Source organism: Solibacillus sp. FSL K6-4121, from assembly GCF_038002585.1.
In the GTDB taxonomy this organism is placed as follows: domain Bacteria; phylum Bacillota; class Bacilli; order Bacillales_A; family Planococcaceae; genus Solibacillus; species Solibacillus faecavium.
In genome coordinates this window covers 388,267-410,186 of sequence record NZ_JBBOCS010000001.1, presented here as the reverse complement: position 1 = coordinate 410,186, position 21,920 = coordinate 388,267, and the positions used below count along the sequence as shown (strand labels likewise).

At 34.4% G+C, this 21,920-nt stretch carries 21 protein-coding genes; 14 read left to right on the top strand and 7 right to left on the bottom strand.

Annotation, left to right across the window (positions count from 1 at the left end; all coding sequences use genetic code 11):
* Positions 1 to 28: 28 nt before the first annotated feature.
* Entirely contained in the window at positions 29 to 457 is a 429-nt protein-coding gene (locus MHH95_RS02165) for a MarR family winged helix-turn-helix transcriptional regulator (RefSeq protein ID WP_340726276.1), read from the bottom strand.
* Between the two features lie 251 nt (positions 458 to 708).
* The gene (locus MHH95_RS02160) at positions 709 to 1,338 is read right to left on the bottom strand and encodes a nitroreductase family protein (RefSeq protein ID WP_340726275.1); all 630 of its coding nucleotides are present in this window, start codon (positions 1,336 to 1,338) and stop codon (positions 709 to 711) included.
* 196 nt (positions 1,339 to 1,534) lie between these two features.
* Between MHH95_RS02160 and MHH95_RS02155 the strand changes: the two genes are divergently transcribed.
* Entirely contained in the window at positions 1,535 to 2,092 is a 558-nt protein-coding gene (locus MHH95_RS02155; RefSeq protein ID WP_340726274.1) for a CotY/CotZ family spore coat protein, read from the top strand.
* 54 nt (positions 2,093 to 2,146) lie between these two features.
* Here MHH95_RS02155 and MHH95_RS02150 read toward each other — a convergent pair whose 3' ends face one another.
* Complete coding sequence (locus tag MHH95_RS02150; protein ID WP_340726273.1) at positions 2,147 to 2,512, bottom strand: dehydrogenase; 366 nt, start codon at positions 2,510 to 2,512, stop codon at positions 2,147 to 2,149.
* Positions 2,513 to 2,523: 11 nt separating this feature from the next.
* Positions 2,524 to 3,711: a ParM/StbA family protein gene (locus MHH95_RS02145; protein WP_340727291.1), complete on the bottom strand. Its 1,188-nt coding sequence runs from the start codon at positions 3,709 to 3,711 to the stop codon at positions 2,524 to 2,526.
* Positions 3,712 to 3,866: 155 nt separating this feature from the next.
* Here MHH95_RS02145 and MHH95_RS02140 point away from each other — a divergent pair, with 155 nt between their 5' ends.
* The 4 genes from MHH95_RS02140 (at position 3,867) to MHH95_RS02125 (ending at position 9,318) form a co-directional block, all read left to right on the top strand.
* Positions 3,867 to 4,625 carry a CsxC family protein gene (locus MHH95_RS02140; protein ID WP_340726272.1) on the top strand — a complete coding sequence of 253 codons (759 nt, stop codon included), beginning with the start codon at positions 3,867 to 3,869 and terminating at the stop codon, positions 4,623 to 4,625.
* A 125-nt stretch (positions 4,626 to 4,750) separates the two neighbouring features.
* Complete coding sequence (locus tag MHH95_RS02135) at positions 4,751 to 6,472, top strand: hypothetical protein (RefSeq protein WP_340726271.1); 1,722 nt, start codon at positions 4,751 to 4,753, stop codon at positions 6,470 to 6,472.
* 339 nt (positions 6,473 to 6,811) lie between these two features.
* Positions 6,812 to 7,597 (top strand): CsxC family protein, encoded by a 786-nt coding sequence (locus MHH95_RS02130; RefSeq protein WP_340727290.1) that lies wholly within the window; start codon positions 6,812 to 6,814, stop codon positions 7,595 to 7,597.
* 152 nt (positions 7,598 to 7,749) lie between these two features.
* A complete protein-coding gene (locus MHH95_RS02125; RefSeq protein ID WP_340726270.1) occupies positions 7,750 to 9,318 on the top strand; it encodes an alkaline phosphatase family protein in 1,569 nt (522 codons plus the stop codon).
* 117 nt (positions 9,319 to 9,435) lie between these two features.
* On the opposite strand, the gene MHH95_RS02120 is transcribed toward MHH95_RS02125, so the two are convergent.
* Complete coding sequence (locus MHH95_RS02120; protein ID WP_340726269.1) at positions 9,436 to 10,158, bottom strand: DUF421 domain-containing protein; 723 nt, start codon at positions 10,156 to 10,158, stop codon at positions 9,436 to 9,438.
* Between the two features lie 230 nt (positions 10,159 to 10,388).
* On the opposite strand from MHH95_RS02120, the gene MHH95_RS02115 reads away from it, so the two are divergent.
* From MHH95_RS02115 to MHH95_RS02080, 8 genes are all read left to right on the top strand, one after another.
* Complete coding sequence (locus tag MHH95_RS02115) at positions 10,389 to 10,712, top strand: alpha/beta-type small acid-soluble spore protein (protein WP_340726268.1); 324 nt, start codon at positions 10,389 to 10,391, stop codon at positions 10,710 to 10,712.
* Positions 10,713 to 10,851: 139 nt separating this feature from the next.
* A complete protein-coding gene (locus MHH95_RS02110; RefSeq protein WP_340726267.1) occupies positions 10,852 to 11,595 on the top strand; it encodes an SDR family NAD(P)-dependent oxidoreductase in 744 nt (247 codons plus the stop codon).
* A 149-nt stretch (positions 11,596 to 11,744) separates the two neighbouring features.
* Positions 11,745 to 12,221 carry a VanZ family protein gene (locus tag MHH95_RS02105; RefSeq protein WP_340726266.1) on the top strand — a complete coding sequence of 159 codons (477 nt, stop codon included), beginning with the start codon at positions 11,745 to 11,747 and terminating at the stop codon, positions 12,219 to 12,221.
* A gap of 37 nt (positions 12,222 to 12,258) precedes the next feature.
* A complete protein-coding gene (locus MHH95_RS02100) occupies positions 12,259 to 12,927 on the top strand; it encodes a response regulator transcription factor (protein WP_340726265.1) in 669 nt (222 codons plus the stop codon).
* Positions 12,924 to 13,937: a sensor histidine kinase gene (locus MHH95_RS02095; RefSeq protein ID WP_340726264.1), complete on the top strand. Its 1,014-nt coding sequence runs from the start codon at positions 12,924 to 12,926 to the stop codon at positions 13,935 to 13,937. Before MHH95_RS02100 ends, MHH95_RS02095 begins: the two co-directional genes overlap by 4 nt.
* Before the next feature lie 155 nt (positions 13,938 to 14,092).
* Positions 14,093 to 14,512, top strand: a complete 420-nt coding sequence (locus tag MHH95_RS02090) for a hypothetical protein (protein WP_340726263.1) — start codon at positions 14,093 to 14,095, stop codon at positions 14,510 to 14,512.
* A gap of 35 nt (positions 14,513 to 14,547) precedes the next feature.
* Positions 14,548 to 15,315: an ABC transporter ATP-binding protein gene (locus MHH95_RS02085; RefSeq protein WP_340726262.1), complete on the top strand. Its 768-nt coding sequence runs from the start codon at positions 14,548 to 14,550 to the stop codon at positions 15,313 to 15,315.
* Positions 15,305 to 17,332, top strand: a complete 2,028-nt coding sequence (locus tag MHH95_RS02080; RefSeq protein WP_340726261.1) for an FtsX-like permease family protein — start codon at positions 15,305 to 15,307, stop codon at positions 17,330 to 17,332. Before MHH95_RS02085 ends, MHH95_RS02080 begins: the two co-directional genes overlap by 11 nt.
* A 155-nt stretch (positions 17,333 to 17,487) precedes the next feature.
* Here the strand turns inward: MHH95_RS02080 and MHH95_RS02075 are convergent, their stop codons facing one another.
* Both MHH95_RS02075 and MHH95_RS02070 read right to left on the bottom strand, forming a co-directional pair.
* Positions 17,488 to 17,748, bottom strand: coding sequence for a hypothetical protein (locus MHH95_RS02075; protein WP_340726260.1), 261 nt, complete (start codon positions 17,746 to 17,748; stop codon positions 17,488 to 17,490).
* Positions 17,749 to 17,932: 184 nt separating this feature from the next.
* Complete coding sequence (locus tag MHH95_RS02070) at positions 17,933 to 19,975, bottom strand: S9 family peptidase (RefSeq protein WP_340726259.1); 2,043 nt, start codon at positions 19,973 to 19,975, stop codon at positions 17,933 to 17,935.
* Positions 19,976 to 20,344: 369 nt separating this feature from the next.
* Between MHH95_RS02070 and MHH95_RS02065 the strand changes: the two genes are divergently transcribed.
* Positions 20,345 to 21,907 (top strand): stalk domain-containing protein, encoded by a 1,563-nt coding sequence (locus MHH95_RS02065; RefSeq protein WP_340726258.1) that lies wholly within the window; start codon positions 20,345 to 20,347, stop codon positions 21,905 to 21,907.
* Positions 21,908 to 21,920 lie beyond the last annotated feature (13 nt).

Sequence of the window (21,920 nt, the reverse complement as noted above, 5' to 3'; positions counted from 1 at the left end):
AGGCACAGCCTTTCTTATATAGATAAAATTAAAGCTTATCTACATTTTCATTCAAGCGTGTAAGGAATTGCTTAAGTTGCTGTAATTCGCTGTCTGAAAAATCATCGTAAAGATCATTTAAAAATTGATCTTTAAACATTGTACATCCTTCTAATAATGTTCGTCCTTTATCAGAAATTGTTACAAGTACTTCACGGTTGTTTTTTTCATTACGTTTTCGTTCAACATACTGCTGTTCTTCAAGTAGCTTTAAATGACGTGTAATTGCCGATTGATCGATCGCCAGTGATTCTTGTAGTACCTTTTGTGTAACACTACCTTTTTTTACCAAAGAAACTAAAATTTCATATCTCGTCAAACTAACTTCTGTTCTTTTTTCAAAAATTTGTGTTACATGACGATCTAATCTTTTTAACATCATAATCATTTGTTTTTTATCGTCCAAACAAACTTCCATACTAACCCTCCCTACATTGAATACTCTTCGTTTTGCGTTAACCAAAAACTTATGTTTGAACTCGGTCATAATTATAGAAAGAATAACTTTTAGATATCTAATTATATACGTCTCTGGACATTTCTCTGATGCCTATATGGTAGCATGTCTGTTCATTTGGATAAAGCATAATAAAAATCAAACGAAGATATGATGAATGATTTAGTGATATAGATCAATAACCTGTCATATGAAAGCTGCCTCTAATTCATTTAGCTAGAAAAATGAAGGATTTGTTCGATTGGTAATCGTGATGAATTACGAGCTGGCATAGCAGCCTTTCCGATAGCAATTAAAATCATCGGCAGCTCATTAGCAGGCAGTTCATATTTTTTAGCAAAGGCTGCTTTATCGAAGCCGCCCATTATTACTGTATCATAGCCCATATCCTTCGCTAAAAGTACTATTTGCATAGAAATTAAACCTGAATCTAAATGGGCAATATTACTGCGTTCAGCATCAGAAAAATTGCTATACGCGGCTTCAGAATTGGAAATCATTATATCGGCAATCTCACGTGGCATATAGCCCAACTCAACATTTAAATCGTTAATTTGCTTAGCGTTTTTATACATTTCAATATCGCCGATTACCGCAATAATTGCTGATGATGTTTCGATTTGCTCCTGATTAAATCCGGCAGTGCGTAATTCTTTCTTTTGCTCTGGATCATCAATAACTAGGAAGCGCCAAGGCTGTAAGTTACTCGATGATGGAGCGGATGTTGCCTGTTCTAAAATATGTTGAATTTTTTCGCGAGGAATTGTAACACCAGGCTCATATTTACGTACTGATTTACGTTCTTCCATTAATTTTTCTAAAGCTGTTTTTTGTTGTAACATATATTTCACCCTTTTTGTTAGAATTGGAATCGGATTCATTATAGTTGATTGGTCAACGATTGACAAGTCATGTGTTTGGTAGGTAATTTTGTGATAGTGTAATTTGCTCCGTTCTAATAGGCAAAGTGTTCAAGCACAATGCTTTATCATTCCATATGATAAAAAGAATAACGATAATTTATGAGGAGTGAAGAACATGTATAACCTTGAAAAAGAGAGTCATTATGATGAGGAGTATTTTCCAACTCATAAAGAAGAAGGACATTGCAAAGGTAACTGCCATAACGGAAAAAATAAAGGGGCTTGTGTCGAAGAAGTTCTTGAAGCAATTTTAAAAGCGCAAAGAAAAGTTGAGAAAGAACATGAGAAGAAGTGTTCTTCCTGTGATGAATCATTTGAAGAACTTTTAGAAGAGCCTAAAAAGTTTAATAAAAATACAATCCCATTTATTTTGTATTGTGGATGTTCGCCATTTAAAGCGGAAGGGGTAGCTGCTTGTCCGGTAGGATTGAAGGATAAGAAGTTCGTATGTATTACTAGCTTTGTTTTCAAAATTAGGGAGTTAAAAGGCAATTGCGCTGAATTGGAACTTCTAACATTTAAACCAAAAAGAGACCGATGCGGAAAGCTCCATAGCCCTTGTGATCAAATCAATCATCAGTATGTTGACGATCTAATGAAAACAGGGATTTGCATCACTGTTGATTTATCCTGCTTCTGTGCCATTTCAACATTGCCTGCTGTACGACTATAGAATCCTTTATGGTCTTATAATAGGTGAACTCCCCCTCAAGTTCACCTATATTATTTATCCTCCAAAAACCTCCAGAATATCATCAACTTCCTTTAAATCTAATTCGGTTGTTTTTGGCTGTGCACTTTTCTTTGGAATGCTTACATAGGCTTTATTTAATTGATTACCCTGCAACATTTGTTTGATTTCGGCTAATTCCATTAATATATCTTTATTTGATTCCCTTTTTTTATTTGGGTGAAAATATTCAGTAAGAGCTGATAATACTAAATGAATGAGGGTCTGATTTTCGGTATGGTATTCAATTTGATTGAAGATTTCTGTTGAAACCTCCACTGTTTCACCATTTTTAACATCAATAAAATGTGATGGAACCGTTAGTGCTGTATGATTAAAGTAATCTGTATATAATTTAGCCATTTCCATCACCTCTAACTTCTCGTGGAGAGGAGGTTTTCATTTTCTTGTTCTATTTTTATTTGCTTCATTTTTGCAAGAATCATCAAGCCTTGAACATTTAATTTTTCCATATTTTCAGGGAATGTTAATTGGATTGGTCGTCCTCTATCAGCCCAGCGAACAGCAACTTCCTGGATTTGCTTCTTTGCTAGTTTGGCTGCACCCCCGACTGCAATATATCGCGTAGCTCCTTTAATCTCGCTTGAACTGCTTCTAACACGGTCAAAGTATTCCAAGTACTTTATGGCCATGGATTTTAATTGAGGAATAATATATTTACTTATATCTTTTCTAACACCTGCGAAAGGCTCCACATACCATTCTGATTGTCCTGCAGCCAGTTTTTCTTCTAATTCCGCACGTGAATCAAATTTATATAATTCATTTTTACTTACCTTTTGAATAATATTATCGAGAAATTGATTGATGCCAAATGTTTCTCCTTCTACAGAAGCAACTGGTTTATTATTCTTAATTCCAACAAAATCAACAGAATCTCCACCTAGATCGCCAATAATAATCCCTTTCTGTGAGTCCTTCACTAGATCATCATCTTTGATTACCAGCGTTTCTTGATCTCGTGTTAATCCAAGATAAGCACAAGCACCTTCCGCACCGATAATGACATCTTCCACATACAATTTAACTGTTAATTCTTTCGGTTCTGCAATACCTGGTACCTTATGAAAAATTACTGTATGTGTTCCGATTAAGCGTTGTCTAAACTTATCTTTCATTTCCTTATATTGAGTAGTTGGCAGTGATACGGCTAGTTGATCAATGTGATAGTGTATTTCAGTTTCGTTAGGATTTGTGCAAATAGCGTGAAATGCAGCTAGACCAAATAAGAGAATATAAGTACGATCTTCGTCCACTTTTTGATTATTAAATCCGGTTAAACTTACATCGCGTTGTTTAGTGGCTGCCTTACCAATATAGTAGATTTCCCTTTTGTCGATAATGGCATGGCTCTTGAGTTCAATGATAAGATTTTCTTCAAATTTAATATCTCCTTCATCATAAGGTTTTTCATAGAACCCTTCATCATATAAAGAGATTGCATTTGGTAGCTGGTAATCCAAATAATATCCGTCATCGGATGACAAAGCTTTATACCAGCTATTCCCGCAATCAACCGCAAGAAAGTTTTTCCCGTCCATTTTCTCACTCACCTCTCTTTCAATTGTATGCAGAGCAATAGCCCATGCGTGCCTGTACTATTTAATTTCATGCTTAATATGATTTTAGGCAATAGCCCAAAGGATGGGCATTTAGCCCGCATATGATGCACTAATTGAAATTTAGGAGGGGCAAGATGTACGAAGATAAAAAAAACGATGTATGTGATTTCCCATTAAACTTAAGTGAATGTGATAATAAACCTCATAAACCCAATGTAAGTATAGGGAAAATATATACGAAAGTTCCTGTTGTATTGGCTGAACTCACTCTTCAAGTAAATTTAGATGCCTGTATTAAATTTCCTACGCATGTCTTGGAAATAAAAGATGTTAAAAAACAGATTAAATTAGTACAATGCAGATTACTTTTACCAACGAATAAATTATTCGTTAAAGGGTTTGTACGAAAAAATATTCAATACGCGAGCCCAAATTTAGAACCGGATTGTAATTTAAAAACGATTTCTTCCAGTATAAATTCGTTAACGGTGGATATTCCTTTTAGCTGTGTAACTGAAATTAAACATTATTTGAGAAAACCTGTTCAGCCTGCAGTCAACAAACGGAGTGAATTCGACTTTTTGATTTCGGATTCATTGCCAAGTGGTTTTCCGGAAAAAGATGAATTTCTATCAAGTGATCTATCTCAATTTCATCAAAACTCCACTCAATATTACAATGAATTACCATTTTGCGAGTTAGTTTCAAGTAATATTATTGAATGGGATGAGGCAATTAATCGGGCTGCCTTGCCAAAGAATGCTCCTATTGGTGAAGGTGTCTTTACTCAAGTTGAAGAAAAGATGGTCGTTGATATAACGTTAAAAGTACTTCAAAATCAGCAAATTCGGGTGTCCTCAACAACAAATGATGATTGTGATGACTATTGTTAAGCACTTACCCAGCAAGATAAATTTTTAAATTTCACTACTGTATATTTAATGGAGTAAAAGGGATTTTAGTTTTTCTAAAGGAGGGGAAAGGAGGGGATGTTTATGAGCATTCCTTCCATTAAGCGATGAATAATTTTCGAAATCCATATGTAGACCCCGACTCATTTCAAAATAAGGTTTATGATAATTATAGAAATCAAACTATCCCCCAGGACATTCAATTCTCTTTTAACTATCAGGGAGAATCCGAAGAGAAGAAAACGCAACGTAGTCGAAAAAATAAACAATCTGATAAAACAAAAAACGCCATCTATATAAATAATCAATTAGAAAACATAACGGATCCAAAACCGGTTATGTTTTCACCACCTATAGTTGACTCCATACAAAACCCTTTAAATGAAGATCCTATAGATAAGTTAATAGTTAATAATGATCAAAATAAAAAAACAGAAAATGAAAAAATGGACAAGAAAGATGTAGTTTCCGATTTATTCGAGGAATTTTCTAATATGCTTGAAGATAAGCCTTCTATACAAGAAGAATTTACAACTAATCAAGAAAATCCATTTGATAATGATACTGCACTAATTACACAGGAAAGCACATCTATGCCTGAAAATAAATTATCTGTTGATAACAATAATGCGGATACTGAAAACAGTGTTCAAACAAAAAACGAAAATTCCAGAATGCTATTTGCTGAATTTCATTCGAAGCTAGATAAACGTAACAATGATTTAATATCTGAAGAGGAGAATAATAAGTCATTCAATAATAAAGATACAATTGATGAAAAAGTGCTCCTCATGTTTTTAGAAAATGATGAGATGCAAGAAGAAGACGTGTATAGTGACAGGAATCAAGAAAATATGGATACGTTAAATGAAACTATTGATCCTATTGAAGAAAAATTCCTCACTATGCTTTCAGAAAGCGATGAATTGCAGGAAGAAAATCAGGACATCGCCATGTTTGAAGAAGATGTTAATGAATTGACTGAAACTGCCGACCTTATTGAAGATAAGTTTCTCACCATGCTTACAGAAGGCGAAGAATCACAGGGGAAAAAGAGCGATGAATTGCTTGAAAAAAAGCAAGAAAATCAAATGAATGAAGAAGATGTTAGTGTATTGACTGAAACTACTGAAACTATTGAAGATGAATATTTTACTATGCTTACAGAAAGCGATGAGCTGCAGGAAGAAAAGCAAGACAGTTTATTTCCAAGCTTGGAAGAGAAAAAATCTGATGACATAGAAGCTTTATCAAATTTTAGAGACACCGATTTTATTAATAATATTAATAAGAGGAAACCAGCAACTGTCAAGATGCAAGTATTGCTGTCTAGATTGGAAACAGAAATAGATATTGTCGAAACAGTTGAATTGTTAAGGCCAATCGAAAATATAGTGAAAGTAGAATGGTCCATACAATCGCTTGATTGTAAAGTTGTATTACCTTCAAAAACAGTCTTTCTAAAGGGTGAATTCGTCGCAGATATTGAATTTAGCAACAAAGGATTGGAAAGTAGAATACAATCAATTAAAGTCTCTATTCCGTGGTCCAAAACATCAAGTATTAACTGGTTAGTCGTCCCGGATTACCCTCATAGTAGGCAAAATGAATTTCAGTTCCAATCTCATAATGAACATACATCAAGTTTCCATTATGAATCTCACCATAAATTTTCAGAACCTATTCATAGTCATTTAAAACAAACTGATTTTGTTTGGCACCAAGAATTAAATTCAAAAGATAAGCATCTTCAAGTGAATGGTGTTGCTCAATTGTCTATTGATTTTTTGCAGGAACAATATATAGAACTAGATTGCTACTCGAAATAACATGGAGTAGCTTTTTTTATGGGGAAAAGGAGGACAGGCTTTTTCTACATAAAAATGTGTTAATTTGACACATTAAAAGCTTGGAATTTCAGTTAAGTATAATTCATTACAGACCATAAGAGCTTATTTCTAGAATCAAAATTAGAGTGAAAAAGATTGACCTTAAGTTTAATGAATTACTAAAAGTTTTCCGAAATTGAATCATCTGACTATTTGACTGGCCTACGTCCTAAAATCATCCGTTCATATGTTAGGAATGTAGAGTGAATAACTCTAACAAAATTGAAAGGGGTTTAGATAATGACAGATCAACATTATTCAAGTAATGATGGCTTTCCAATGAAGGATAGCTATCCAAAACACGGAAAAGGTCAAAGCAAAGGGGAGGATCATGGGGTCAAATCAAATCAACAAATTCCTGTAACTGATTCCGACGTAACTTTAGTTACATCTCCACTACCAACACCTACTTTTAAAGTTCCAGTAGTACTTGCAGAGCGAACTCTTCAAATTGTCGTAGAATCAGATATTTCACTTTATCCACCAGCTACGGAGATTAAAAGAGTTAAAAAACATGTATTTTTAGATCAAGTTAAATTAGTACCAGTAGAATTCGCACCAATTGGTACAACTGGCTTTTTCACAGTTACAAGAGCGAAATTATTTGTAGGAGGACATATTCGTAAAAATATTGAATATGCTTCAGCAGATTACAATGCACCACTACAAGATCGAATCGCAAATGTTCGATTCTCAGGTTTTGCAGAGTTAACAGCTGGTGATTTCATAAATCCACCTATTTTTGGTATTTCAGAAAATGCAGAATCTAATTTCGTTAATGAAAAAACTCAAATGGATGCTCGTTTGGATAAATACTTCTTCCAAAACCTTGTGAGATACAATGAGCAACCATACGGTGAGTTACTTGCTGCCAACTTCTTTGAACTTGATTTTTCACCGCACTCCACTTATCATGATGGATCTTTCCACACATTGCGTGAAAAAATTGTACTTGACCTTACTTTAAAAGTATTACAAGTTCAACAAATTAACGTGCCTGGTGGTGGCGTTGTATCAGTAGTTCCTAACCTTCTTCCTGGTATCACTCCTCCTGCAGCAGAATAAACGCTAGTATGTAAGAAGCATCCAAAGTCGTTTATACGATTTTGGGTGCTTTTTTATAGTGAAATCTATTTTACATAAAGTTTTAGATAATCTACATTGATTAACGAAATTCAAACCATACTAAACGGATAAATTGTATTGAGGGTGAGTTCATGAAACGAAAAATAGGCATTACGTTAATTATTTTTATCGTTACCTGCGCCGGTTTTTTACTAGCAGTTTCTGTATCTCCAATAAAGGAATTAGAGAATGTTTCGGTGAAATCAAGCAATAAACCCATTATGCTAATGGTCGTTGATTCATTAATGAGTAAACCATTACAAAAGGCCGTGAAAGAAGGAAAAGCACCTGCCTTCGAGTTTTTAATTAACAATGGCTATTTTAATCAGGAAATGATCAGTTCTTACCCAACAATGTCTGTCACTATCGATAGCACGTTATTAACCGGCACTTATCCGGACCAACATAAAGTCCCTGGGCTGATTTGGTATAAAGAGGATGAAAATCGAATGATTAGTTATGGAAGCGGAATTCGAGAAATATGGAGTAATGGAGTGAAAAATGTTGCTCAAGATAGTGTGATTCATCTCAATGAAAAACATTTAAGTAAAGAGGCTCAAACGATTCATGAAGAGCTTGCGAATCGAAAACTGTCATCAGCTTCGATAAATGGTCTCTTATATCGTGGAAGTTTTGAACATCAACTAAACGTCCCAAAGCTCATAGCGATGACTAATCTTTTACCAGAAGAAGTTGAAATAAATGGTCCTACGTTATTTTCACTTGGAGCGCTTTCTCAATATAATCCAGAGAATAATCGGAATAAATATGTATGGAACCGTTTGGGAGTCAATAATGAATTTACAGCTAAGGAGATAAAATACTTAATAGAACAAAAGAAGTTACCACCCTTTACACTTGCTTATTTACCAGATGCGGATGCTTCCATACACAAACATGGACCGGATGATTTAAAGGGGATAGAAAAAGCAGATCAGGCACTTCAGGAAATATTAAGTAGCTTCACGTCATGGGAGGAAGCCATTCAAAAGGTAACATGGATTGTACTGGGTGATAGTGGTCAATCTTTCGTGGGTAAAGATAAAGACAGTTCTTTAATTAATTTAAATCAATTGTTGAAGAATTATACGCTTTGGGAAGGGAAAAAGAATGATGGGCAACTTGCAATCGCAGTTAATGAACGGATGGCATACATTTATGTAAATGATCCACAGGTTCAAATATCAGAAGTTGTGAGGCATTTAAAAGGTGAAGAACGTATTGACTTTATTGCATGGAAAGATGAGCAAATAAACTATGTTGTAAAACCAGTAAGTGAAGAGGAATTAACATTTTCACCAAATGGCAAGTATGTTGATGACTATGGGCAATCGTGGCAAATTGCCGGGAATGCTTCCACCTTAAATTTGAGGCTGACTAATGAAGGGCAAATTCATTATCAAGATTACCCAGATGCTCTGGCAAGGCTTCATGGCGCGCTTCATTCACAAGAGGGACGTGTCATTATCGTCGATGCCAAGCCTACCTATGAGTTCATAGAAGAGCATAGTCACGATCATGCGGGTGGTGGTGCACATGGTTCTCTTCATAAAGTAGATTCAATCGTTCCAATGATTGTTGCAGGCACAAATGATTTTCCTCCATCCAATCGCCTTGTCGATGTGAAAAAGTGGATTCTTCAATTATTAGGTGATACTTAACAATGTTCTATTTCGATCCCTTTTAACTTTATTATTAATCCTACAAAAGAGATGAATAAAAAACGGCTTATCCATTAATAGAATAAGTCGTTTTTTATTGTATTCATCTTATGTGAATCAGTGCTTTATTGGCGGGGCTGTATTTAATTCATTTTTTAAAGAAACATGCAACTCAAGGTCACGATTTATAGAGGCGAAAAAAACAGAGCTTATATCGTTAACTCCTTGATCGGATAATTGTTGTATTAACCATGTTTCATTTACATTCACTTCTTCTAATATTTCGGAATAGATTGTTCCTTCTATAATAACTGGAAAGGCCATAGAGGATTTTGATGTTCTGATATTCATATCCTCTCTTGTCACGGAGTTTTTTTCCGGCTTTTTTAATAAACTTAAAGATCCATTCGCTTCAATAATGGCTGTTTCAACTTCATTAATATCAAATACATTTTTTTCTCTAAGCATTTGAAGGATATTATCAATAGAGTAGCGGATGTTTTTTAGATTATTATCAATAAATTTCCCGTTTTGAATAACTACGGTCGGTTCAAGCGTTAATAATCTACCTATTTTCCGATTGGAAATTTTCCATTTTGCAACAACCCTTTGAAATAGCCCGATAAATATAATTGCTACAAAAGTCGGGGCGTGTTCTATACTAGGGTCAGCAATATCAGCTCCTACTATTGCACCAAGTATAATAACGATTAAAAAATCAAATACCGGAATTTCCCCGATTGCTCGTTTTCCCATAAATAGGGTAGTAAACAACAGCAAAGGTAAAATAGTTAGTATTCTTACAAGAACAATGAGAATATCTTTCATAAATTCAAGCATCTTTACACCACTTTCCCCAAGCTCTTCATTTCAAAAAAGCTCTACTATACAATCAACTTTTCCATTTAAACTGATTAATATTACTTCTTTTTAAATTCTTTAATCCAGTTCAATACTTACGATGATTTTTGCAAAGTTGCAAGTTACCAAAGTTACTCATTTATCTCATATACTAACTGAGGATATTATTTTAAAACTTGCTTATATTAATGGAAAAGGGAGGTGCGATAATGACCCAGATACAAAATAAACTGGAACAAATGAAACTTGAAATAGCAGCGGAGTTTGGCATTGATAATTACGATTTAATCGATAAAGGTGAACTGCCTTCTAGAGTGAACGGAAAAATTGGCGGTGAAATGACTAAAAGACTTATTGAATTAGGAAAAATGCAATTAGTTCAAATGACGCAACGAGAATTAGTACCTATAGAAATAAAAAGGGAAGATGTTATGAAAAAGCAGCTTATGCTTCCTTGGCCAGAGGAGTACCACGGAGATTTACTGCCGATCCCTGGACATTATGATTCCCCAAAGAGTAACTTTTATAATTAATTGGCAAGAAAATTGGTATATGAAAAATGCTTAGATATGAACTAAGCATTTTTCGTTTTTTTACATGGATAAAAAAAGTGCATTTACAAATAATATTTTGAGACAGTACTCGAAATTTTATTATAAATTGGAGGAAAACATGGGGAAATTAGATGGTAAAGTAGCGATAATAACAGGAGCAGCACAAGGTATGGGTGCCATGCACGTTCGAAAATTTGTGGAGGAAGGTGCAAAAGTAGCAATTACTGACCTTAACTTTGGCGGCGCGAAAAAACTAGCGGATGAAGTAGGAGAAAATGTAATCGCTCTTAAATTAGATGTGGCTAGTGAAGAAAATTGGGTAGAGGTTGTAGCAAAAACTGAAGAAACATTCGGTCCTATAAACGTGTTAGTTAACAATGCAGGAATTGGGATTTTCAAAACATTGGAAGAACTAACTGTAAAAGATTTTGAATTAACATTTAAAGTAGATGAGCTTGGCGTATTTTTAGGAATGCAAAAAGTACTTCCTTCTATGAAAAAAGCTGGAGTAGGCTCTATTGTGAATATCTCATCTGTAGATGGATTGGTAAGTGCGCCTACCGCTATTGCCTATAGTGCTTCTAAGCATGCTGTAACCGGTATGACGAAAGGTGCTGCTGCAGAGCTTGGCCAATATAACATCCGTGTAAACTCTGTACACCCGGGAATTATTAAAACACCTATGGCCGATCAACCAGATGTGGAAGAATATCTTAAGCAACTTGAAAAAGATATTCCTTTAAGAAGAAGAGCAGAAGTAGTAGAAGTTTCTAATTTAGTTGTATACCTTGCATCTGATGATTCCAGCTATTCGACAGGAAGTCAATTTGTAGTAGATGGTGGTATGATTTCTGATTTATAAATAAAATTTATCCGCGCAATTTCTATTACAGAAATTGTGCTTCTTTTTATGCTTTTTAAGGGAAGGAACAATATTAAGATTTTTAATAGTTTTATCTTAAGATTTACAGGCTATGATAAATGAAGGAGTTTAGGAGGAATGAATATCTTATGAAAAAAATCATAAACATAGCATATTGGATTGTATTATTATTCTATGCTTATTTATTAATAGAGACGGTATTTTTTGCGCGGGATGCTAAAAGAAGCGTTAATTTAGTTCCTTTTGATATGATTACAGACAAAGGACTTACATTAAATGTCTGGGGGAATGTTCTTATGTTTATTCCTTTAGGTCTCTATGCTGCAAACTTTTTGAAACAATTCAACTTTTGGAAAGCACTATGGGTAGTTATTGGTGCAAGTTTTGGAATTGAAGTATTGCAATACATTTTTAAGCGCGGAGTTAGTGATATAGATGATTTGTTGTTAAATACAATGGGCGGATTAATTGGTATTGTTATTTATCTACTATTTAAAACGATGTTCAAATCGAAAGATCGGGTGCATAGTGCAATCTCAGCATTATCACTTGTGATTGGGATACCGGTATTTTTGTTAGTTGCAATTTTATTTTTGTATAACTGAAAAATGATGTATCTAAATTTACAAAGGGAGTGAACCGATGTCAAAAATTATTATTATAGAAGATACGGAAAAGATAAGAGAGGAACTTAAAACGTTCTTAGTCAGACATGGATATGAAGTAGTGGCTTTAACTAACTTCGAAAATATTCTTCAAGATACGTTAAAGGAAGAACCGAATCTAATCCTTTTAGATATAAACTTGCCTGTTACAGATGGATATTATATTTGCAGAGAAATAAGAAAGGAATCTGCTGTACCTATAATCGTAGTGACGAGTAGGGATAACGAGATGGATGAGCTAATGAGTATGAATTTAGGAGCGGATGATTTCATCACAAAACCATATAATACCCAAATCCTTCTTGCGAGAATTGAAAATATATTGAGAAGAGTTCATGGAGTTACTAATCAAGATACCATTACGTATAACGACCTGAAGTTAAACTTATTAAATGGCTCGGTTACGTATAACGACCAGACAGCAGAATTAACAAAAAATGAATTTAAAATCCTCTCCTGCTTAATTAAAAATAAAGGGAAAATTGTTTCAAGAGATGATTTAATGGATTTTATGTGGAATGCGGATATTTTTGTGGATGATAATAATCTATCCGTTAACGTTACGAGATTAAGAAAAAAACTTGAAGGATTAGGGATGAAGGAAAATATAGAAACTAGACGCGGATTAGGTTATATACTGCCATGAATTTAAAAAACTACTTAAAAGAAAGAATGCTGTTTTTACTTAATAATTTAATTCTATTTGTCATAATAGGCGGTATTATGTTACTCGTTAATAGCAACTGGAATCTAATATTACTGACTTTCTGCATTTGGTTTTTCCCTGTCCTTACTTATATGATAATCGAATTTATGAAACAGAAAGCTTTTTATAATGAGTTAACCAGCATAATGGATAATTTGGATAAAAAGTTTCTGCTTCCTGAAATTATGAATGAGCCTGAAAGCCTGGAAGGTAAGCTTTTATATGATATATTGCAACAGACAAATAAGGATATGCATGAGCATGTAAAGAGATATAGAGTCCGGGAAAATGAATATAGAGAATATATAGAAACATGGGTACATGAGATAAAGACCCCGATTGCATCGACCCGGTTAATAATAGAAAATAATCAAAATAGCATTACCCGCAATATTAAAGAAGAATTAAAAAAGGTGGAAGAATATATAGAACAAGTTCTTTTTTATTCCAGAAGTAATAATGTCAGCAAGGATTATATCATCAAAGAGGTGTCTTTAGCTGACCTTACCAGAAAGGTGATAAAGAGGAATTCGAGAGACTTTATTAGTAAAGGTATTGCCATTGATATGGAAGCGGTAGAAGGTACGGTGTACAGTGATGCAAAGTGGCTTGAATTTATATTGAATCAACTAATCGGAAATGCCACTAAGTATATTAAGGAACGTGATGGAAAAGTAACCATCAGTACATTTAAAAATGAAAATAATATTGTACTTACCATAGAAGATAATGGTATCGGTATTATAGATAAGGATTTAAATAAAGTGTTCGAAAAGGGGTTTACAGGAGAGAATGGCCGAAAGTATGGACAGTCTACTGGGATTGGTCTTTACTTATGTAAAAAACTTTCAGAGCAGCTTGGTTTAGGACTTACCTTAACTTCTAAAACAGGTGAAGGAACAAAGGTTAGCATTGTCTTTCCAATTGGAAGTGTAAATTTACTGCATTGAATCATTTTAAAAACGGATGTCCGACTTATTAGTCAGGCATCCGTTTTTTTATTTTCAATCTTGCAAAAATGTAACTTTATTAAAAGATAAACCGATATGTAGCGCTAAGTAACCTTGTTATGATAATGACAAGAAGTGAACAGGAGGAAATTAAAATGAATAAATTGGTTATTGCAGTAGTAGCGATCATTGCTGTTTTATTGGTAGGGGCTTATAACGGGTATAATTACTATAATGGTCCAAAAATTGTAGATGGTGTTATTTCAGGAAATGTCGATGGAAAAGGTAAACCAATAGATTTTACAAACGAATTTTCAGTTGGAGATACAGTATATTTCTCTGCAGAAGTGAACCGGTTTTGGATAAAAGAAGCAAAGGTCGTATGGTATAAAGATCAAGTTAAAACATCAAATAGATTACATGTTGAAGAAAATATAGTTTTAAATGATGCAGGATATTTCACTGCTAAGCTAACGATTCCCGACGATGCCAAAGAAGGCCGTTACATGGTAACGATATTTGTAAAGGGTAGCAAAATTAGTGAAACTACCGCTGAATTTTACGTGAAAAAATAGAGTGCTTTATGAATCAGGAGCTTGGAGGGAAAGTAATGAACAGTATATTAACCGTTGATAAAATAGAAAAATATTATGGGCATAAAGGGAATGTAACAAAAGCTATCGACAATATTAGCTTTCAAGTAGATAAGGGGGAGTTTGTAGGAATTATGGGTCCGTCAGGTAGTGGTAAGACGACCCTTTTAAATTGTATTTCTACTATTGATACGATCACAACAGGCCATATTAATATCAATAATAAGGATATTACAGTTCTTAAGCGAAAAGCTTTGGAAAATTTCAGACGTGATGAGTTAGGTTTCATCTTTCAGGATTTCAACTTGCTGGATACATTGACTGCCTACGAAAATATCGCATTAGCACTTACAATACAAAATAGAGGGACTAGAGAAATTGATCGATTGATTAAAAATGTTGCTAAGAAACTTGAAATTTCTGAGCTATTAAACAACTATCCATTTCAATTGTCGGGAGGGCAAAAGCAACGAGTAGCATCGGCAAGAGCATTAGTTACAGAGCCTTCACTCATTTTGGCTGATGAACCAACAGGGGCTCTGGATTCTAAATCTGCAAGACTGCTGTTGGATACATTTGAAAAGCTTAACAAAGAATTTCAGTCTACGATTCTTATGGTTACCCACGATGCCTTTACAGCTAGTTATGCTCACCGGATTCTATTTATAAAAGATGGCCGAATCTTTAATGAACTAGTACGAGGAGAGGATACGAGAAAGGAATTCTTCAATAAGATTATTGAAGTTGTAACTTTACTTGGAGGTGATGCGGGGAATGTTTTATAAAATTGCCTTAAACAATGTAAAAAGAAGCTTAAAGGATTATTCCATCTATTTTCTAACATTAACCATTGCCGTCTGTATATTTTACAGTTTCAATTCTTTTGAAGAGCAGACTGCTATGCTTGAAATGGGCAAAAGTACTTCGGAATACATGTTAACCTTTAATAAATTAATGGCTGGAACATCTATATTTGTTTCCTTTATTCTTGGTGGATTGATTACGTATGCCAACAATTTCTTAATTAAAAAGAGAAAAAAGGAATTGGGTATATATATGACCCTGGGAATGTCCAAAGGTAAGATTTCGAGAATCTTAATTTTTGAAACTTTATTAATCGGTCTCGTATCCCTTGCTGTCGGAATTGCCCTTGGAATTATTGTCTCACAAGGCTTGTCGGTAATTACTGCCCAACTGTTGGCCGTAGAGATGAGCAAATATAAATTTATTGTTTCAATTGGAGCAGTGATTAAATCTGTTGTTTATTTTGGTATAATTTATCTTCTTGTCATGATTTTCAACCAAGTGACCATATCCAAGTACAAATTGATTGATATGCTAAATGCAGCTAAGAAAAATGAAGTAGTAAAGCTAAAGAATGCATCCGTCTCGATATTTTTCTTTTTTGTATCTTTGATTGTCCTGGGTGTTGCATATGTATTAATTCTCAAAAATGGTGTGAATTCTGAAGGGTTTTTATTGATTGCATCCCTTTTGTTGGGTGTTATTGGAACAATGTTGTTCTTTTTCAGTCTCTCTAATTTCATGATCCATATTGTACAAAAGAACAAGAAACTGTATTTGAAAGATTTGAATATCTTTATTTTAAGACAGATCAATAACAAAATTAACACGAACTTTGTCTCGATGTCTGTAATATGTCTGATGCTTTTTTTAACGATTACGCTTTTATTTACTATGTTCAGCTTTAAAAGCACCACTGATAAAATGGCGGAAGGAAATACTTCTTTTGATGCCTCATCGGTGCTCATTGCAAATCTAGAAAATCAAGAAGAAAACGTGAATGACATAGAGACATTTTTAGAAAGAATTAACTTCTCGTTTGAAGCCGATGAAAAACATACTTTTTTTAGTGAGTATAAATTGACACTTACTTTAGAAAACTTGTTATCCAATTATTTAACCCAACAGGAAGAGCTAGATTTTCAGGAGAACTTAAAGATGGGTGCTTTATCCGCTGTTAAATTATCGGATTATAATTCAATTTTACAACTTAACGGACAGAAGCCTAAGGAATTAAAGGACAATGAAGTTTTAGTTGTATCAAATTATAGTCAGATGAATCAGGCGTTGAATAAATTTATGGATAATGAAAATATCATCAACATAGAGGGCAAAGACTATAACATTAAAAATGGTGCTCCAATTGAAGAAAATATTTTTACTACTTCATTTGATCTGTCCTTCTTTTATCTTATCGTTCCAGATGATTTTTCCGGAGAGTTAATTTTAAATAAAACAGGCTTCAATGTAATGTTTGGTAGTGATCCTAAAAAGTCAGAGGAAAAATATACAAACCTAATTAATAGTTTTTGGAATAATAGTACCGTAGATGGCACTAGTTATATAGTGCGTGGGGATACAAGAGACATGGTATATACAAGAACCCATGGTTTATCAGCTACAATTGTTTTTCTTGGTATTTATTTAGGGCTCATCTTTTTAATATCCAGTGCTGCAGTTATGGCATTGCAACAGTTATCTGATGCTAGCGACAGCTTGGAACGCTATCAATCTTTACGGAGAATTGGCGTTACAGAAAAATTAATTAACAAAGCGATTTTAATTCAAAACCTGATTTATTTTGCGATACCTTTAGGGTTAGCTATTATTCATTCCATTGTCGGAATTAGTGTGGTTAACGAAGTTTTCAAAACTTACAGCCAGAGCTTAATAGGGAGTTCTATGTTCGTCATTGTCTCTGTGCTTCTTGTAATATACGGCGGATACTTTTATGCAACGTATATTGGCTTTAAAAATATTGTGAAAAATAGAAATTAAGAATGTTGCTTGAATAAGTTATGAAGATTTGAATAAAGCGATGGTCCACCTTATCTGAAAAAGATGAGAGGGGCCTTTTTTGTAGATATGCTAAAGATAAAGACGACTAAATAATAAAAAAGCAGGGGATCTAGCCACCCTGCTCTAATTCAAAATTAAATTTCAGCTTCACTATAATAATCCGATAATTGACTGCTCAAGTGTTCCAATTGAATGATTTGTGAATGAGGAAATCCATCATATTTCGTCTTATCGGAACACATCCAGCATGAACAATGTATTTTCCCTTTTGCGAAATATCCAGTAAAGCGGGAGTGCCATCCAATTTGTTTTGCAATTTTTGTTTTACGTTGAATGACTCTGTTTCGATGATGCCGATAATAGGCTCGACTACGATTTTTTTGATGTGGTTTCATTGACCAACAACTCCTTGGGTTAAGGCTCAGCCTGTAAAAGTCCCCCAAAGACTAAAATGGACCATTACAGGCTGAGTATGTGGACAATGAAGGTATTGAAAAGATTCAAGTTAATCACCCCAGGAAAATGTATTACTTTATTATAATCAATTATAACAAATAAGATTTGCAATAGGATTCAAAGCTAAATTCCAAACTTACTCAAAATAAACGAATATCCTTCAGCAAGTTCACGTAGCTGGTTGAAACGACCAGATGCACCAAAGTGACCAGCACCCATGTTTGTTTTTAAAACAAGGGTATTGTCATCTGTTTTTAATTCACGGAGACGGGCTACCCATTTGGCTGGCTCCCAGTAACCGACGCGCGGGTCATTTAATCCTGTCGTGATATACATATGTGGGTAAGGCTTTGCTTCTACATTGTCGTATGGACTGTAAGATTTCATATAGTAATAATCATCTTCATTTTGCGGATTACCCCATTCATCCCACTCCAAAGTCGTTAATGGAATTGAATCGTCAAGCATGGTAGTGACAATATCGACAAACGGTACTTCCGGAACAATGACTTTAAAACGATCTCCTGCCATATTAGCTACAGCACCGACTAACAAACCACCAGCACTCCCGCCGCGAGCTGCAATAAGTTCAGTTGTTGTAACACCTTGATCGATTAAATAATTCGCTGCATCAATAAAGTCCGTAAAACTGTTGCGCTTCTTCTGCATTTTCCCGTCAAAATACCAAGTGCGTCCAAGTTCTGAGCCACCACGCACTTGCGCGGTTGCGATTATTACCCCTTTATCAAGTACAGGCAGACGATAAGCACTGAAAAATGGATCACTACTATATCCGTATGAGCCGTAAGCATTTAAAATAAGCGGTGCTGGACCGTTTTCGAGCGCATTCTTTTTATAATGAAGAAGTATGGGAACACTTATCCCGTCAGCTGCTGTTGCCCAAACCTGTTGCTGAACGTATTGATTTCGATCGTACTCGCCTGTAACGGGTGCCACTTGTAATACTTCCTTTTCCCCCGATTCAATATCAATACGAATTGTCGTTTTTGGCGTCAAAAATGATTCGTATTGAACTAAAACCTCAGAAGCTTCGTAGTCCTGGTCTGGAACTAACGAGACCGAATAGATGTCTTCTTCCCATTTTAACTGAACAAGAGAGTCACCTTCGATACGCCAAACTTGCTCTAAACCATTTTCACGACCTGTTACATAAACATGGTGTTTAAATGGATAAATATTTTCAATAAATCGCTCTTCATCGTACGGTACAACAGTTGTACGCTGACTGAAGTTATTCAACGAACAGCGGAGTAGGGTGAAGTTCAATGCATTTTCATTCGTTAATAGTAAAAGCTCATTTTCCCAATGCTCTACATCGTATTCAATTCCTTCGCGTCGTGCCTGAAATAATTGTGGAGGCAATAAGGGGCTATCTGCATCAATAATTTGTACTTCTGATGTCGTCGTTGATTGAGAAACAATGAAAATAAAGCGTGTACTTTTTGATTTGTTAATAAATAAATTAAATGTTACGTTGGATTCTTCAAATAAAAGTACGTCAGACGTATTTTTAGTACCTATTTCATGACGCCAAACTTGATATGGTCGTTGTAATTCGTTTAGTCTTACATAAAAAATGTATTGTCCACAGTTACTCCATTCAACACTACTGTAAATATAGACGTTAGGGATTGTATCTTCTAACAAACTACCTGTGTGCAAATCTTTCACATATAATGTATAGCTATCTGTGCCGTCACGATTTTCTAAATAAGCAACATAGCGATGATCTTTTGTGTAACGCTGAACAGTAATGCTTAAATAGTCATCTCCTTTAGCAAGGGTATTTTCATCGATTGTAATTTCTTCCTCGGAAAATGCTAATGCCTCCCGACTTTCAGCACGTTTACGAGCGAAAATCGGATATTGCTTTTCCTTTTCTGAACGGTAGTAATAAAAGTAAGGTCCTTTTTGAACGGGTATCTGACTTTCCGAAGACGGAATGCGTGCAATCATAGCTTCGTAAAGCTCGGTTGCTAAACCTTCCAACGGTTTCATGACCTCATCATAATACATGTTTTCCTGCTCTAAATAATCAATTACTTCTGGATTAGATTTATCCTTCATCCAATAATATTCATCATGCCGAACGTCTCCATGCAGCTCAAACGTATGAGGCATTTGCTTTGCAATTAATTTATTCATCTATAATTCTCCCCCTTGATATAACTCAATAACTTCGATAAATTTTTGGATAATCCTCTAAAAAGCTACAATTTTCTTGTTTGCAGGAAGACTATAAACAAATTAAAAAGAAATTTGGGAATTTAAATACTTAATAATAATTTACTATTTCATAATGTTACATAATAAACTAAAATTTAGTTAATATGTATTTTTCCTGTATATAACTTCCGCGTTTCGACTTCCATTAACTTCAAAGATTTTCACTTCTTAAGAATATTTTGCAAAGATTAAAATGCCAGAGAAGTAGTAATTAGAAAGGAGGCGATTATTCTCCGGGATGAATAATATTTGTTTTAAAAAAATTTAATATAAAGGAAGGATTAAAAGATGCAATTAAACCGAAGTTTATTTATTAGTTTTTTAAGTGTTGTAATATTATTTTCCTTAGCTGTACCCCGTTTTTCGGCACAAGCCTCTTTTCTATATGAATTGAGTGAGGTGAGGACCTTGTCAGGCAACGGAACAGCTGATCTTAAGAATGGAGATTTAAAAGATGCCAGATTCGATACTCCTTCGAAATTTATAAAATTGCGAAATGGCAGCATAGCAATTGCGGATACAAACAATCATGTTATTCGCCAGATAAACGATAAAAAAGTAACAACATTGGCTGGTTCTCCATTTTTGATTGATGGAGATATTGCGTTTCAAGGTAGCTTTCTTGATGGGAAAAAATTAGAAGCGGCATTTAACGAACCTGCTGGATTAGCTATTGCAAATGACGGGTCTATCTTAATTGCGGATTCAGCTAATCATTCAATTAGAAAAATAAGTAATGATGGCAAAGTAACAACAATGGCTGGTAATGGTGTATTTGGATTAGAAGACGGAAATGTAAAAAATGCACGTTTTAACACACCACTTGATATTGCTATAGATTCAAAAGGGAATATTTATGTAGCGGATGCTTTAAATCATGTGATACGTAAGATTTCAAAAGGCGGAATTGTTAGTACGGTTACTAAACCTTCTGATCGTATTGTAGAGTATACTCAAGGATTACCTGATTTTGGAGGGGATTTTGCTGACGGTACTATTCAGGACGCCATGTTTAATGAACCAAGTGCATTACTACTAGATCATAAGGACAATTTATATGTTGCAGATCGTGGTAATCAGCGGATACGTTATATTGATTTCAGGAAGAACACTGTAACAACTGTAGCAGGTTCAGGCGAGCTACTGACGAATGAGTATTATGTAGAGGGAGGAAATACTGATGGTCTCGCTACAAAAGCGCAATTCTCCTCACCTGAAGGAATGGCATTAATAGATAAATCAACATTACTAATTGCAGATCGAAAAAATCATACAATTAGGCAATTAAAAGATGGAGTTGTCTCAACTATTACCGGTACTGCTGAACAATTTGGAAACAAAGATGGGCTTTTACAATCGGCTTTATTTAACGAACCAGTGGATGTATTAGTGCAAGATGACGGCTCATTATTAATACTGGAGGCGGGGAATAACCAAATTCGGAAATTAGCTACTTATGATGTATTTTTATCACAAAAGTATTCAAAAAAAGCAGAAGTTTGGTTAAATGGGAAGTTGCTTGAGACAACTGTTGAATTTATTCAATCAGAACCCCTAATTCCTTTAAACACAATTGGAGAAGAATTAGATTTAGCTGTTAATTATGAAAAAAAATCCGGGAAAATTACTCTTTCAAATGAAAAGACAACATTTGTACTTTATGAAAATAAGAAGACTGCACAAAAAGAAGAATTAGGTAAGAAAGCAAGTTATCAATTAAATGTACCTGCAAAAGTAATTAATAATAAAGTTTATATTCCGGTTAGCTTTATATCAGAAAACCTAGAGCTACATGTTATTTGGGATGAATCATTAAAAAATCTCGTAATTAGAAGTTATACTTTTGATTAGAAGGAGTGATAAT

Excerpts from the sequence above, each read along its gene's own strand:
- MHH95_RS02145 (WP_340727291.1), bottom strand. The coding sequence starts at position 3,711 with ATGGACGGGAAAAACTTTCTTGCGGTTGATTGCGGGAATAGCTGGTAT.
- MHH95_RS02115 (WP_340726268.1), top strand. The coding sequence starts at position 10,389 with ATGACCCAGATACAAAATAAACTGGAACAAATGAAACTTGAAATAGCA.
- MHH95_RS02095 (WP_340726264.1), top strand. The coding sequence starts at position 12,924 with ATGAATTTAAAAAACTACTTAAAAGAAAGAATGCTGTTTTTACTTAAT.
- MHH95_RS02080 (WP_340726261.1), top strand. The coding sequence starts at position 15,305 with ATGTTTTATAAAATTGCCTTAAACAATGTAAAAAGAAGCTTAAAGGAT.
- MHH95_RS02070 (WP_340726259.1), bottom strand. The coding sequence starts at position 19,975 with ATGAATAAATTAATTGCAAAGCAAATGCCTCATACGTTTGAGCTGCAT.
- MHH95_RS02100 (WP_340726265.1), top strand. The coding sequence starts at position 12,259 with ATGTCAAAAATTATTATTATAGAAGATACGGAAAAGATAAGAGAGGAA.
- MHH95_RS02135 (WP_340726271.1), top strand. The coding sequence starts at position 4,751 with ATGAATAATTTTCGAAATCCATATGTAGACCCCGACTCATTTCAAAAT.
- MHH95_RS02155 (WP_340726274.1), top strand. The coding sequence starts at position 1,535 with ATGTATAACCTTGAAAAAGAGAGTCATTATGATGAGGAGTATTTTCCA.
- MHH95_RS02140 (WP_340726272.1), top strand. The coding sequence starts at position 3,867 with ATGTACGAAGATAAAAAAAACGATGTATGTGATTTCCCATTAAACTTA.
- MHH95_RS02105 (WP_340726266.1), top strand. The coding sequence starts at position 11,745 with ATGAAAAAAATCATAAACATAGCATATTGGATTGTATTATTATTCTAT.
- MHH95_RS02120 (WP_340726269.1), bottom strand. The coding sequence starts at position 10,158 with ATGCTTGAATTTATGAAAGATATTCTCATTGTTCTTGTAAGAATACTA.
- MHH95_RS02065 (WP_340726258.1), top strand. The coding sequence starts at position 20,345 with ATGCAATTAAACCGAAGTTTATTTATTAGTTTTTTAAGTGTTGTAATA.
- MHH95_RS02130 (WP_340727290.1), top strand. The coding sequence starts at position 6,812 with ATGAAGGATAGCTATCCAAAACACGGAAAAGGTCAAAGCAAAGGGGAG.
- MHH95_RS02110 (WP_340726267.1), top strand. The coding sequence starts at position 10,852 with ATGGGGAAATTAGATGGTAAAGTAGCGATAATAACAGGAGCAGCACAA.
- MHH95_RS02160 (WP_340726275.1), bottom strand. The coding sequence starts at position 1,338 with ATGTTACAACAAAAAACAGCTTTAGAAAAATTAATGGAAGAACGTAAA.
- MHH95_RS02075 (WP_340726260.1), bottom strand. The coding sequence starts at position 17,748 with ATGAAACCACATCAAAAAAATCGTAGTCGAGCCTATTATCGGCATCAT.
- MHH95_RS02090 (WP_340726263.1), top strand. The coding sequence starts at position 14,093 with ATGAATAAATTGGTTATTGCAGTAGTAGCGATCATTGCTGTTTTATTG.
- MHH95_RS02165 (WP_340726276.1), bottom strand. The coding sequence starts at position 457 with ATGGAAGTTTGTTTGGACGATAAAAAACAAATGATTATGATGTTAAAA.
- MHH95_RS02085 (WP_340726262.1), top strand. The coding sequence starts at position 14,548 with ATGAACAGTATATTAACCGTTGATAAAATAGAAAAATATTATGGGCAT.
- MHH95_RS02125 (WP_340726270.1), top strand. The coding sequence starts at position 7,750 with ATGAAACGAAAAATAGGCATTACGTTAATTATTTTTATCGTTACCTGC.
- MHH95_RS02150 (WP_340726273.1), bottom strand. The coding sequence starts at position 2,512 with ATGGCTAAATTATATACAGATTACTTTAATCATACAGCACTAACGGTT.